This is a genomic window from Butyrivibrio sp. AE2005, assembly GCF_000686965.1.
Classification (GTDB): Bacteria; Bacillota; Clostridia; order Lachnospirales; family Lachnospiraceae; genus Butyrivibrio; species Butyrivibrio hungatei_A.
In genome coordinates this window covers 1-12,721 of record NZ_JMMD01000026.1, presented here as the reverse complement: position 1 = coordinate 12,721, position 12,721 = coordinate 1, and the positions used below count along the sequence as shown (strand labels likewise).

The 12,721-nt window shown below is 38.3% G+C and carries 14 protein-coding genes; all 14 read left to right on the top strand.

Annotation, left to right across the window (positions count from 1 at the left end; all coding sequences use genetic code 11):
* Positions 1 to 65 precede the first annotated feature (65 nt).
* On the top strand, positions 66 to 794 hold the full coding sequence (locus DL92_RS21290; protein ID WP_197027263.1) for a hypothetical protein: 729 nt from the start codon (positions 66 to 68) through the stop codon (positions 792 to 794).
* Positions 795 to 832: 38 nt separating this feature from the next.
* Positions 833 to 1,831, top strand: coding sequence for an HNH endonuclease (locus DL92_RS0113385; RefSeq protein WP_034469245.1), 999 nt, complete (start codon positions 833 to 835; stop codon positions 1,829 to 1,831).
* A gap of 3 nt (positions 1,832 to 1,834) precedes the next feature.
* Complete coding sequence (locus DL92_RS0113380; RefSeq protein ID WP_026668004.1) at positions 1,835 to 2,419, top strand: class I SAM-dependent methyltransferase; 585 nt, start codon at positions 1,835 to 1,837, stop codon at positions 2,417 to 2,419.
* Between the two features lie 3 nt (positions 2,420 to 2,422).
* Complete coding sequence (locus tag DL92_RS0113375) at positions 2,423 to 3,067, top strand: MBL fold metallo-hydrolase (RefSeq protein ID WP_026668003.1); 645 nt, start codon at positions 2,423 to 2,425, stop codon at positions 3,065 to 3,067.
* Positions 3,068 to 3,125: 58 nt separating this feature from the next.
* Complete coding sequence (locus DL92_RS0113370) at positions 3,126 to 3,371, top strand: hypothetical protein (RefSeq protein ID WP_155841161.1); 246 nt, start codon at positions 3,126 to 3,128, stop codon at positions 3,369 to 3,371.
* 65 nt (positions 3,372 to 3,436) lie between these two features.
* Positions 3,437 to 3,727 (top strand): hypothetical protein, encoded by a 291-nt coding sequence (locus tag DL92_RS19375; RefSeq protein WP_051625355.1) that lies wholly within the window; start codon positions 3,437 to 3,439, stop codon positions 3,725 to 3,727.
* Between the two features lie 196 nt (positions 3,728 to 3,923).
* A complete protein-coding gene (locus tag DL92_RS0113360; RefSeq protein ID WP_026668001.1) occupies positions 3,924 to 4,541 on the top strand; it encodes a hypothetical protein in 618 nt (205 codons plus the stop codon).
* Positions 4,528 to 5,436, top strand: coding sequence for a nucleotidyl transferase AbiEii/AbiGii toxin family protein (locus DL92_RS0113355; protein WP_026668000.1), 909 nt, complete (start codon positions 4,528 to 4,530; stop codon positions 5,434 to 5,436). Before DL92_RS0113360 ends, DL92_RS0113355 begins: the two co-directional genes overlap by 14 nt.
* A gap of 368 nt (positions 5,437 to 5,804) precedes the next feature.
* Complete coding sequence (locus DL92_RS0113350) at positions 5,805 to 6,836, top strand: macro domain-containing protein (RefSeq protein ID WP_026667999.1); 1,032 nt, start codon at positions 5,805 to 5,807, stop codon at positions 6,834 to 6,836.
* A 127-nt stretch (positions 6,837 to 6,963) separates the two neighbouring features.
* Positions 6,964 to 7,782, top strand: coding sequence for an ADP-ribosylglycohydrolase family protein (locus DL92_RS19370; RefSeq protein ID WP_034469241.1), 819 nt, complete (start codon positions 6,964 to 6,966; stop codon positions 7,780 to 7,782).
* Positions 7,783 to 7,797: 15 nt separating this feature from the next.
* Positions 7,798 to 8,469 carry an SIMPL domain-containing protein gene (locus DL92_RS0113340; RefSeq protein WP_034469238.1) on the top strand — a complete coding sequence of 224 codons (672 nt, stop codon included), beginning with the start codon at positions 7,798 to 7,800 and terminating at the stop codon, positions 8,467 to 8,469.
* Between the two features lie 161 nt (positions 8,470 to 8,630).
* Positions 8,631 to 11,021, top strand: a complete 2,391-nt coding sequence (locus DL92_RS0113335; protein WP_026667997.1) for a hypothetical protein — start codon at positions 8,631 to 8,633, stop codon at positions 11,019 to 11,021.
* Positions 11,022 to 11,139: 118 nt separating this feature from the next.
* Positions 11,140 to 11,892, top strand: coding sequence for a uracil-DNA glycosylase family protein (locus DL92_RS0113330; protein ID WP_026667996.1), 753 nt, complete (start codon positions 11,140 to 11,142; stop codon positions 11,890 to 11,892).
* Positions 11,893 to 12,103: 211 nt separating this feature from the next.
* Entirely contained in the window at positions 12,104 to 12,334 is a 231-nt protein-coding gene (locus DL92_RS0113325) for a tautomerase family protein (RefSeq protein ID WP_026667995.1), read from the top strand.
* Positions 12,335 to 12,721 lie beyond the last annotated feature (387 nt).

The window sequence follows — 12,721 nt, the reverse complement described above, 5'->3', positions numbered from 1 at the left end:
AATCATTGATATAGTTGTTTTAATAGCGGGATTTAGTATATGGAGATTTACTTTAGCGGGAACTTATGTTGAAGAAGCAAGAAAAGAAGATGAAAAGGATACTTTTTGCTTTATATATTTCATTATTATTGTGCTATTCTCTTGTATACGGAAGGTATACTTGGTCGAAGGAATTAGCGCATTGGAATGTATCGGAAAAAGTTTATGATTTGGTATATCTATGTTCTAACGTATTATTTCTTATATCGGTAATGCCAGCATTGATAATTGGTTGGAAACGAAAGAAAAAAGAAGACTATTGGAACCCCAATAGGATACAAATATGTTTAATGTATATTATGTTTATTTCTATCTCTTTTACAGAGGTGAAGCCTGATTATGCGACTATTACCGTTGAAGATATTATTACAGCTATAATATATGTGGCTGTGAGCTGTTATGTCTGCATTAAGTGTACATATCCATTCGAGAATATTGATAAATCCCATTTATACTATGAAGCGGAGCAGGACAATGGTGAGAAATCATATGAGTATATATACCATAAAATTGAAGATGGATTTTATCTTTGCGGAAGCGATGAGAAAATGGGAGAACATATAAAGATTGTTAAGCTAGAACATCTTGACGGAAAGACATTATATAATATAAAAATTGGAGAAGAATTGAAGAAAGCTGAGTCAAGTGAGGAGAAGGAAATAACTGGGGGAGATATATCGCAGGCTGAGCCTATAGATAAAAAGGAACAAAAGAAAAAAATTAAAAAAAGTGAAAAGCGTAAAAAGAAAAAATAATGTGCACACGGATGTAATTCTCGTATATAGGAGCCCACATGGCAGCAGGATACTCATTAAAGAAAGCTGAATATGTAGACAGACCCCTCTCAGATGATGAGATGTGGTCTGCTTTTGCATTTCTTTTTTCGAGTAAGTCTGTGAATGATACAAGCTATAAGTATGGCTTTCTTAAGGCGATTCTTGATAATCTTTATAATACTGATGACAAGCTGGTTCTGACATTTGATCAGCTTTTTTCTAAATTTACAGAAATCTATTGGAATTTGGTTTTAAAGCATCACGTTCTGCAAAAGAAACCCGGAAAACTTAATAGGCAGTCGGAGCTTGAGAAGGCGCTGATTTATGGCAAGGAGAAATACGCCATACTTGATGATATACCTTTTGAAAGTCTTTCTCATGAGATGCAGATTGATATTTGCCATAAGGTGAAGATCAAATGTAAGGAAAATGTAGTTGGCGCTCTTTATGCTGATCTGCAAGGATTATTATACTCTTTTTCCAAGAAGGGAGAATGGATCCGCATCAATCCCAGGATGTATGAGTTTGTGTGCAAGCACAAGGTTGCCATTGAGAAACTCAATTATTATGAATGGGCGAAGTTTCTTGAGAGGGTTAATGAAGACAGCGTTGTTGATCATCTCCTAAGCAAGATAGATGAGAGCACTATGCGTACACGTAGTAGTTTGGCTTATTATAGGGATATTCTTTTTGAAGAGTTTGAGAATAAGTGCTTCTATTGTGGGAAGACGCTTACTAAGCGAAGTGTTGAGGTTGATCACTTTATTCCGTGGTCATTTATTAAGGATGATCAAATCTGGAATTTTGTTTTGGCTTGCCCTGAATGCAATAACAAGAAGAGGGACAAGCTTGCAAAGGTTTTCTATCTCAATAAGATTTCAGAGCGAAATGAGGTTTTGATTGAAAAGAATACGAGGAATGCAGCTGATTCTGCAAGAAGAATAAAAATGATCTATGACTGGGCAAGGAACAACGGTTACGTAAACACTTGGGAACCGGGGAAAGTAAAACAGTAAGTTATGAATGATAGTAATGTAGAGTATTATAATAAAAATGCTGACTCGTTCTTTGAAGGAAGTGTCGCAGCGGATATGTCATATCAGAGGGATAAGTTTGCTTCACTCCTTCCAAAGAATGCAAGGGTTTTGGATGTTGGGTGCGGAAGCGGGAGAGACAGCAAGGCTTTCATGGATCTTGGCTTTGATGTAATTTCTTTTGACGCATCAGAAGAGATGTGCAAGAGAGCATCTGCATACATTGGCAGGGAAGTCTTAAACATGAGATTTGAAGAGATTTCTTTTGACAATGAGTTTGATGGAATATGGGCCTGCGCATCACTATTGCATGTTTCCAAAGAGAAACTGCCTGAGATACTTGGGAAGCTTCGGGCTTCCTTGAAAGATGGCGGTGTTATGTACGCGTCTTTTAAATATGGCGATGGAGTGAAGGAACGCGGAGAGCGCAGCTTTATTGATTTTAATGAGAAAAGCATTGTGCCGGTTATGGAGGATGCCGGATTTACAGTGATAGGTAATGAGGTTACTCACGATATCAGACCCGGAAGAGGGGATGAGATATGGATTAATGTTATAGGGAGTAATTAAGAAATGCTTGATAATATAGATGTTTTTACCCAAAACAGCATAAGAATCCGTAGCGACCTCGGTGTGATCTATGTGGATCCTTTTCACATGAAGGAGGAGCCGCATGATGCGGATTATGTTCTGATAACACATTCGCATTACGATCATTTTTCGATTGAGGATATCAGGAAGGTGATCAAAGCGGAGACGCTTCTTGTTGTTCCTGAGAAGATGGAGGATGACGCCGGAGAGCTTAAGCCTGATGTAAAAGATATTGTGACGGTTAAGCCTGGCATTTACAAGGAGATAAACGGTCTTGAGATGGAGACTGTTCCTGCTTACAACACGATAAAGCCGTTTCATCCAAAGCGCGCTGAGTGGGTTGGCTATATCCTTAGGGTTAACGGAAAGCGTATTTACGTTGCGGGAGATACGGGAGCTACGAAGGAGGCAAGGCAGGTGAAGTGTGATATAGCTCTTTTGCCCATTGGAGGAACGTTTACTATGGATGCCAAAAGAGCTGCGGATCTTGCAAATACAATAAGGCCGGAATACGCCATCCCCGTCCACTACGGCGGACTTGTCGGGAAAAAGAGCGACGCTCAGACTTTTGCTTCGCTTGTAAAGAGCCCTGTGAAGGTTGTTGAGAAGATGCAGTATTTTGATTGACAGTGCGGCCCCGGAGAGCTTAGACCTGACGTAAAAGATATTGTGGCGGCATATTGATATGAGATTTTGTGTATTGAACAGTGAGAGGCATGGAACATGCTACCATGAATTATATAAAGGGCAATGGGATCCTGAAAATCCGGAATTCTGGCGAGATGATTCTTTATATATTCATGATGATATTTTTTGTGAATATCCGGAACTTCAAAAGGCAATAAAGAAGGTGATTCCTTCATACGATAGCTACAGCGAAACTGTTGTGACAAAGCAGAGAGAGTTATTTCAGAAATTGAAGAACCACTGAATGATGGCTCACATATTGTATATGTAAATGGTAATTACAAGGGAAATGATGAAATTGGAAAACTGATGGCTGATTTCCGTTCAACTTCATCAGATGGCATGAATTATAAAGAGTTAGCTGATGGATTGCATCATTTCAAAGAAACTGAGGAAGGACGTGATGTTATGTGTGAATCAGTAAAGAAATATGCAGAAGAATATGCAAAAGAGTATGCAGAAGAATATGCAACTGATACTAAGATTGAAATGGTTAAAAATCTTATGAGTAATATGAAGTGGACATTGGAGCAGACGTTGAATAATATGGGGGTTTCTAATAATGAACGCTCTATTATTACTAAGCAGCTTCAGAAGTAACTGTATAGATTATATTCGTACTTAAGGCAGTAGGTCATGATTGATCTGCTGTTTTTTGCTATATAAGGGCATTTATGATAATAAACAGATGGTGGGGGTTGGTTTTTGATTCGCCATAATAAGAACTTGCAAATAAGGATAAATGGTTGTATCATAAAGTTGAAACAAGTGGTTTCAAATTTGTGAGGTAAACCAAATGGTATATGATTACATAATTGAAAATTACAAAAATGGTGAGCCGATATTTTTGACTGAGTTGCCAGGCGATTCAAAAGATTATCTTCGCCAGGAGATGAAGAAGCTTGTGGATGAAGGTAAGTTGGAACGCTTATATAATGGTGTATATTTTCTTTCCTATGTTACTATCCTTGGAACAAAGGGAAAGGTTTCAGTAGATAAATATATCGAGAAGAAGTATCTGGGCTCAGAAGAAAAAGTGGAAGGCTATATAACGGGATTACAGCTTGCAAATAAATATGGATTTACAACGCAGAATCCGTCTTGTTACGAAGTTTGTAGTAATGAAGCATCTACCAAACAGCGTAAGCAGGAGATAGATGGAAATACCATTGTTGTATATAAACCGGTTGCTGAGGTTACATCTAAGAATAAATCTGCATTACAGTTTTTGGATTTAATGTCTATGATTGACAAGTATAGTGAGATTTCCGGACAAGAATTTACTTCAAAGCTAAAAGATTTTGTCAACTCAGTAGGTGTGGATTTTTCGGTTGTAAAACAATACTTATCATTATATCCGGATAAAGTTTATAGAAATATCTATGAAGGAGGCTTGATGGGTGAACTGGTATAGAGATTATAAAGAGCAATGGAAAGAGATTATTGAGACGGTAGCTGCTGAAGAGCATCGTACGACACAGATGGTTGAGAAAGATACGATTCAGTCGATGATCTTGTCTGGTATTTCTCAAAGTGACCTTCCTTTTGTCTTTAAGGGAGGAACTTCTTTATCTAAAGCTTATGGCCTCATTGATAGGTTTTCAGAAGACATCGATTTGTCTATGAATCGCAAGCCAACCGAAGGTGAAAAGAAGCTGACAAAGAATTTGATTCTGAATTTAGCAGAGGATTTAGGCCTGATTTTAACGAATCCAGAGGATATACAATCTCGCCATAGCTATAACAAATATGTGTTTAAGTACGAATCATTTTTTAGTGAAATACCTTTGGAGCTGATTATTGAAACGAGTTTTTATCAGGATGTTTATCCGGCAGAGACTCATGATGTTTATAGCTTTGTGGGTAGATTCTGCAAAAAGAATGGAATTACTCTTCCTATTCCATTTGATGAAGCAAAGATAAGTATGCAGGTGCAGTCCTTGGAGCGAACATTTATTGACAAGGTATTTGCTGTTTGTGATTACCGTATTCAAAATATGATGGATCGAGATTCGAGACATTTATATGATATTGCGAAGCTGCTTCCTGAGGTTGAGATAACACCTGAATTGGATGCTTTGATTGATAGGGTGCGCGACGATCGTATGAAGGCCAAGAGTAATCCTTCCGCGCAGCTTGAATATAATATTCCAGAGATGCTTAAGGAAATTATTTCAAGTCGATTCTATGAATCAGATTACAATAACATTACAAAGAAACTCTTATATGAGGATGTGTCATATAATGATGCAATTGAAAAAGGAATTGCACTAGTAGCAGATATGGATATTTTCGAATATAAAAAATAGATGTTGCTTGGTTTGCGAGAACATAATAGAGCAACTTCTGGTCCAATGGACCAGAAGTGATGTAAGACAGGAAAACTCCTGTCTTATTTTTTGCGCAAAATTTCTGCAGATTCAGATTATATGTGTCCCATATTTATTTTGAACGAGTGAAATAAGAAATATAATGCTGTCTTCTATTGCGCGAAACTCGGTTCTTCGAAGATCATGTTTCATGCTACAATCCTCGACTAAATAATATAAAAATTCTAATGATATATCAACCATCTGCTATTGTGATGTGATAGTTGCATATGTACGGGAAAGAGAGAGCGCGTGGTATAATTTTATGAAAAAGGGAATTTACATATGTAACTTACAAGGAGCATGCGATGCCATTTCAGATTATCAGGAATGATATTACAAAAGTAAAAGCAGATGCAATAGTGAACACGGCTAATCCGGATGTTGCTGTCGGAAGTGGCGTAGATTCTGCGATATATAAGGCAGCAGGAGAGGCAGAGCTTTTGGCTGAGCGTCGCAAAATCGGTTTTTTGGCGCCGGGAAAAGTTGGGATTACTCCGGCTTTTAATCTGGATGCAAAATATATCATTCATGTCAGCGGTCCATGGTGGGATGGAGGAAATCATGGGGAGTTCGATATTCTTAAGGCGTGTTATGAGAATGCACTGGATCTTGCACTTGAAAATGGCTGTGAGAGCATTGCGTTTCCGCTTATTGCTACGGGATCATATGGATTTCCTAAGGATAAGGCGCTTCAGATAGCGACGGCGGTTATTCAGCAGTTCCTTTTTGAAAATGAAATGACTGTTATTCTGGTGGTGTTTGACAGAAAAGCGTTTGAACTGTCGGGAAAAGTCTTTTCCGATGTTCAGGGATATATTGATGAGAATTATGTTGAGCGGAGCTATCAAAGAGAGTATGAGCGTAGTCACATAGCAGGGAGCGTTATGCTTTCCGGTCTGCGAAGACGCGGCACGTTACCGAGGGCTGCAAAAGAGCTCATGCCTGAAGCTTTGGACGTAGATGAAATGAGCCTTGATGAACTGTTGGATTCACCTGCAGAGAGTTTTCAGGAGAAGCTTTTTCAGTTGATAGATAAGAGTGGGCTTGATGATGTGACGGTTTATAAAAAAGCCAACATAACGAAGAAGGTTTTTTCCGATATCAAGACCAAGAAAAATTATAAGCCGAGTAAAAAGACAGCTGTAGCGTTTGCCATAGCGCTTGAGCTACCGATCGATGAGACGAAAGATCTTTTGCAAAGAGCGGGAATAGCGCTGTCGCCGAGCAGCAAATTTGATCTCATTGTCGGTTACTACATAAGTCATGGGATATATGACATGATGGAGATTAATCTGACTCTGTTCAAGAACGAACAAGAATGTATAGGATGTAAATAAAGTGCCTTACAATATGGCATATACAGGAAGAAGTGAAAAGTCACCTGCCAAGTGACCGCTTCTTCTTTTCTTTTTTCTATACTTTGTTTGTAGTAATAAAACAAGCGAAAACAGACAGGAGGCAGATATGTACGGAGCAATTCTTGGAGATATGGTTGGCTCACCTTATGAGTTCGACATGGGAAATAAGAGCAAAGATTTTGAGATGTGGAACAGAAGAGTGCGTTTCACTGATGACACGGTCATGACGATAGCGGTTGCAGATGCTATTATGTCCGCCGGTGTGGATTCCGAAGAAAAGGAAATCAAAGATTTTCTGGTAAAAAAGATGCAGGCTTGGGGACGACGTTACCCTAATTCAGGTTACGGCGGTAGGTTCATTTTTTGGCTGGGAAGCAGAGAGCCGAGGCCTTACGGAAGCTATGGAAACGGTTCTGCGATGAGAGTTTCAAGCGTAGGATGGTTTTATGACACTATCGAAAAAACAAGAGAAGTGGCGAGGTGGACTGCAGAGGTGACACACAATCATCCTGAGGGGATAAAGGGCGCTGAGGCTACGGCATCAGTAATATTTCTTGCAAGGAACGGTAAAGGAAAGGAGGAGATAAAGGATTATGTAGTTCGAGAGTTTGGATATGATCTTAGGCGCAGTTGTGACGAGATAAGGCCTGGATATTATCATGATGAATCATGTCAAAAGACAGTACCTGAGGCGATTACGGCGTTTCTCGAAGGAGAAAACTTTGAAGATGTGATTAGGATGGCGGTTTCGCTCGGCGGAGACTGTGACACGCTTACCTGCATAGCGGGGGGAATGGCGGAGGCATTTTATGGGATTCCTGAAGAAATGCGGACGGAGATGCGCGTAAGACTTGAGGCGGATATGCTGAAGGTGTTGGGAGAGTTTGATGTGTTAAAAAATGGTAGTGGCAGATTAGAAGCGTAAGGAGGATAAGTTATCATGGCAAATGAAAGAATAATCAAGGTTACCGGCAAAGGAAATCTTAAGGTTAGACCGGATGTAACAAGAATTACGATAACACTTGACGGGCAGAACAAAGAGTATGGCAAAATCCTTGAGCAGTCTTCAAAAGATACCGAAGAACTAAAAGATATTTTGGAAAAACAGGGTTTTGAAAGAAGCGATGTTAAGACACTATTGTTCAATGTGGACACAAGATATGAAAGTTATCAGACAAAGGATAGGAGCTGGAAAGAGCGCTTTGTCGGATTTGAATATACGCATAAGGTAAAGATTGAGTTTGATTCTGATAATACGAGACTCGGTAGGATCCTTTATGCGCTTGCTACAGCAAAGGAGATACATCCTGATTTCAGACTCAGTTATACCGTTAAGGATAAAGAAGGTGCTAAGAATGAACTTCTTGGTAAAGCTGTTTCAGATGCAAAAGCTAAAGCAGTGGTTCTTACAAAGGCAGCAGGTGTTAATCTGAAAGATATCCTTACTATCGATTATTCATGGGGAGAGATACAGTTTGAGTATTCTCCAATGCATGACGGCGTCTTCAGAAATGCACTTATGTCTTCGGACGGGGAAGAGCTGGGAATAGATATTGAACCTGATGATATTGAGGTTTCTGATACTGTGACGGTTGTGTGGGAGATTGAATAGACATAATGAGGTACCATATAACTTTTGAATTGCGTTTATAATTTAATGATACATGGTAAAATTATTGTGAGGCTTTTGGCTTGGGATCAAAGGAAACTAAGTGAAAAATGTGAGTGATGATTGAATAAGGCTTTTTCTGTGTGTGACAAAGGAGACCAACTATGGGAATTAATGAACTTGTTTTAAGAAAAAAAGCACCATTATCAACAGAAATACATGAAACACATATTTTTAATGAGGTTCCGGTTGTTAATTATTCGCTGGTTGATGCTACTAAATATTCTTTTGAATATGAGATCAATGATGATGTTGAGGTCAGGATGTTTGAGTCTGACAGGACATTTGACAGCAATGACTTTATTGATGCGGATTTTGATGATTCTATTAGCGAAAAGGATTATTCTTATTACGCTGTTGCAGTTGCAAGCGGAGTTCTTACAGGAGTTATCAGCCAATTAAAACTTAGTAAAGAAGATCTTGATAGAGTAAAGGAATGGAAGAACAAGGATTGGGATAAGTATATTACTATAGCTGCGCAGATAGCAGGTTATGATAAATCTGATATTAAGGGAGCTATTGCTTTTCTCAAAGAACGATTTATACCTTATGCGAAAGAACAGCTTGATATAGAAGTGCAGGACGGTATTGACGCATGGCTGAATATGCTTTCAAGTCATCCGTCTGTGGCAGGATTGGTATTCTCAGTCTTTTCACAGTTCGGCGAAAAAAGATATATTCTTGGCGATAAAGGTATTATTAGTGAACCGTTGCCGGATTATTATGCTATAGGTCGAGATTCCGTAGAGAAAATAGTATATGGTTTCTTGTATTGGATCTTTAATTTGGCTGTTGATGTAGCGGTTTCCAGAAAAGCAATTTTGGAAGAAATGAAGATTCCCAAAGAGATGTTGCTTCTTTTAAAAGAGCTGTATAAGTTGCCTTTGTTTAGAGAGATTCCTAAAAATCATATTGAAGCCGAAGAAGTTTTTTCAAAATGGATAGTAAAGATTTTTGAAAAATCACAATACACAGATGAAGAAGGATATAATGGGACGTTTAATCTTCGTGATGCAATTGATTCTCTTGGATCCAGGGCTTTCGAGATAAATACGCCTGTTATTATCAATGAATGCATAGTTAGAACATTCTATTTGCTTAAGAAGCTTATAGCTGAGATTAAGGATAAGGATATTAAGAGAATAGATGAGCTTGAAAAAATTGAAGTGGAGAAAATATTACCATTTAATAATCGGCTCATTTCTATAATGGTTCTTGTTTCAAGTGCGTGTTTCATGGGAATCAATGTTGCAGGAGCGGCCGTTAAAGCAATATATAAAGAAAAGAAAGGCAAAGATGATTTTCGTGAAGTTCTGATGACAGAGATAAATTTTGCCGGAATAGGACGCTTTGTTTTTGCGTGTGTTGCAGACAGTAAATATTGGAGTGATGATATTAAGATATTCCTTCAGAGAAAAGGAAAGAAGAAACAGGCTGAAAATATAAAGGACGATGAAAAAGTCGTTGAAGATATGATATCTAATGATTCGTTCAAGGCTCTGTCTTTAACACCGGCTCAGACGAGGGCATTATTTTCGCTGAAGTCGTTGACTGTTACAAAGGATATAGAGCATACATCAAAAGCTGATGAAAAGGCTAAAAAACAGCGGTGGCATGAATTATGGAAAGGACAGATTCTTGCCGGTATGGGATTGGAGTCGGAAGAATATTTTGTTACTGATGAGAAAACAATTTATGATTCTTTCAACTCACTTGATCAGGATAATGAAAATCTGAGATGGTTCTACTTAATGGCGATGGAATATATTGTCTTTGAACCGTATTATCCATTGGGGGTGAAGGACGATTCGGATTTTAGAAAACTACATAGTGAAAAATACAATTATATAGATGATCAATTTGCACGGAGGCAAACAATTATCAATCAGGCGGAGATTGATTCTGTAAGAGAGGCATATAAAAAGTATAAGGGATATGTTAGTGGAAATTCTCAGAATGCCATTATAGCTGCTGGGGTTGCAGTAGTTGCAGCTGTTGCGGCAGGTGGCCTTGCTTTTGTGTTTGCACCGGGGATTGCATCATTGATTGCGGGAGAGGCTGTTGTTGGACTTCACGGAGCTGCACTTGCAAGCGCGAGTCTGGCATATGTTGGAGGCGGATCACTTGCTGCAGGTGGATTAGGAATGGCAGGAGGAACCGCTATTATTACAGGTGGAGGTGCTTTACTTGGTATAGCAGGATCGGGAAGTGCTTCTATGGCGGCAATCTTATCTCAAACAAGTAGTGAGTATTGGATGAGGCAGACTACTAAGCTTCTTGTTTTTAGTAAGAGCGTTCTAAAAGATAGATTGAGTGATATTGAATCTATTAAAAATCTGTCCGCAGAGGTATCAGCAACTATAGAAAAAGTGGAAAGGAATCTAAAGGAGCTTGAAGTTGAAGATTGCTCTTTAGACAAGGAGGCTGTTAAGAATACAAAGAACTGCTTGAAATACCTTAGTAAGTGCAAATCTGAATTGGAAAAATTGGTATAGCTTTTGATCATGGCTACAGATAAAGAACGTTATGCTGATATCTATAATCAAGGAGAATATTTCCTTATATAGTTGAATTAACGGATATCCTTTTATAAAGCCCAGTCGAGGTTAATATATGGATGAGAAATACTTGAATTTAATCAGCAGGGTGCGCACCGACTATAAGACTAATTTCAGAGATAATGGTAATGTCAGATTAACTTGGTGTGATACGGATGAGTCTGACAATCTGTGCAGAGAAATCAATCTTTGGACTTATTGGCAGGGGTGGAGATATTCAGAAAGACAAGATAAGGTAAAGATTCTTTTGCTTGGACAAGACTGGGGAAATCCGTATAGTACGCAGAACTTTACGTTGCGTGAGAATATCAGAAAGATGAATGATGGGATTGATGTTCCGTATCTTTTTGGATGCCATTTGGATTCAAAGGTGTCACAGACCGATAGGAATCTGATTAGGCTTTTTTCTGAGATAGGATATCCCAACATTGATGTAATAAGATATCCGGATTTGTTTTTCTGCAATTTTTCTCTTGGATATAGGACTGGGGCAGATACAGGTGGTATGACTGAGGATTTGTTGGAAACAGATTCGGAGTATATTAAGGGACTTATAGATATTCTTAAACCCGAGAAGATTATCTGTTTGGGCGAGTCTGTTACACGGGTGGCAGAAAAGCTTTTGTTTGGAAAAGCTCCAAAGTATAAGAATTATAATGAATATATTGATAGTGGAGTAGTGTTGAATTATCATGACGGAGCTTATAAGTGTGATGTTTATCCGATGTTTCATCCAGGATTTTATGGAGAAAAGAATAGGGTAGGTGGATTAGATATGCATGTGGAGGATTGGAGAAGGGTGATCTAAAGATTTATAGAGAGTTTGAAATTTTTTCTGTAAATATGGGTATTCTATGATAATTTAGATTTGTAAGAAAGCAATCAGAGTGGTTGCTTCCTTTTTTAGACTATACATTTATGAAAGGCTTAAGTCAATATCCGTTTGTGCTTGTGACAATGTGTGTAGTATGATTATTTGCATATTAAATCGATAAATCGAAGTTTTTAGGGGGATTACTATGCCACATATTGAAATACAGTGTTTTTCCGGTAGAACAGAAGAGCAGAAAAAGAAGTGCGCAGAGAGAATAGCAGATGTTGTTGCAGAAACATTGGGCTGTAAGATGTCTAGCGTGTCTGTTGCAATTACGGATGTGCCTGAAGAAGAGTGGAAAGAAAAAGTTTGGGATAAACATATTGCTTTGGAATTGGATAATCTTTATAAGAAGCCGGGGTATACATGTGAGTAAGGTGGAAGTGGAATTATTGTTTGCATAACCCTCTGCAGATGAAGTGAATGTGTTGGTATAGAGGTGAAAATCTGATTTTATACCTAAGGAGCAAAAAATAGCTTTTCTGAGGTAAACGATTTTTGATTTGAAGAATAGATAATGTCAGCATGTTAGCCTAAGGATTAAGTTTTATTGTTTCTGAGGTAAACAGTTATTGATATGAGTATAAGATGACGATGATTATTATGCCTCAAACATTGAAAATGAACGCTCATAGGTAGAAAGTCTTTTTAAGATGCTTCTTTTAGTAATTGATATTTAAAAAGGTATTACAGATAACAGGTTTTATAACTACGAGAGCGTTATTAAGAACACGTGGAGTGTCATTGAAGTAGCCGGCAGGAA

Excerpts from the sequence above, each read along its gene's own strand:
- DL92_RS21290 (WP_197027263.1), top strand. The coding sequence starts at position 66 with ATGTTGAAGAAGCAAGAAAAGAAGATGAAAAGGATACTTTTTGCTTTA.
- DL92_RS0113385 (WP_034469245.1), top strand. The coding sequence starts at position 833 with ATGGCAGCAGGATACTCATTAAAGAAAGCTGAATATGTAGACAGACCC.
- DL92_RS0113380 (WP_026668004.1), top strand. The coding sequence starts at position 1,835 with ATGAATGATAGTAATGTAGAGTATTATAATAAAAATGCTGACTCGTTC.
- DL92_RS0113375 (WP_026668003.1), top strand. The coding sequence starts at position 2,423 with ATGCTTGATAATATAGATGTTTTTACCCAAAACAGCATAAGAATCCGT.
- DL92_RS0113370 (WP_155841161.1), top strand. The coding sequence starts at position 3,126 with ATGAGATTTTGTGTATTGAACAGTGAGAGGCATGGAACATGCTACCAT.
- DL92_RS19375 (WP_051625355.1), top strand. The coding sequence starts at position 3,437 with ATGGCTGATTTCCGTTCAACTTCATCAGATGGCATGAATTATAAAGAG.
- DL92_RS0113360 (WP_026668001.1), top strand. The coding sequence starts at position 3,924 with ATGGTATATGATTACATAATTGAAAATTACAAAAATGGTGAGCCGATA.
- DL92_RS0113350 (WP_026667999.1), top strand. The coding sequence starts at position 5,805 with ATGCCATTTCAGATTATCAGGAATGATATTACAAAAGTAAAAGCAGAT.
- DL92_RS19370 (WP_034469241.1), top strand. The coding sequence starts at position 6,964 with ATGTACGGAGCAATTCTTGGAGATATGGTTGGCTCACCTTATGAGTTC.
- DL92_RS0113340 (WP_034469238.1), top strand. The coding sequence starts at position 7,798 with ATGGCAAATGAAAGAATAATCAAGGTTACCGGCAAAGGAAATCTTAAG.
- DL92_RS0113335 (WP_026667997.1), top strand. The coding sequence starts at position 8,631 with ATGGGAATTAATGAACTTGTTTTAAGAAAAAAAGCACCATTATCAACA.
- DL92_RS0113330 (WP_026667996.1), top strand. The coding sequence starts at position 11,140 with ATGGATGAGAAATACTTGAATTTAATCAGCAGGGTGCGCACCGACTAT.
- DL92_RS0113325 (WP_026667995.1), top strand. The coding sequence starts at position 12,104 with ATGCCACATATTGAAATACAGTGTTTTTCCGGTAGAACAGAAGAGCAG.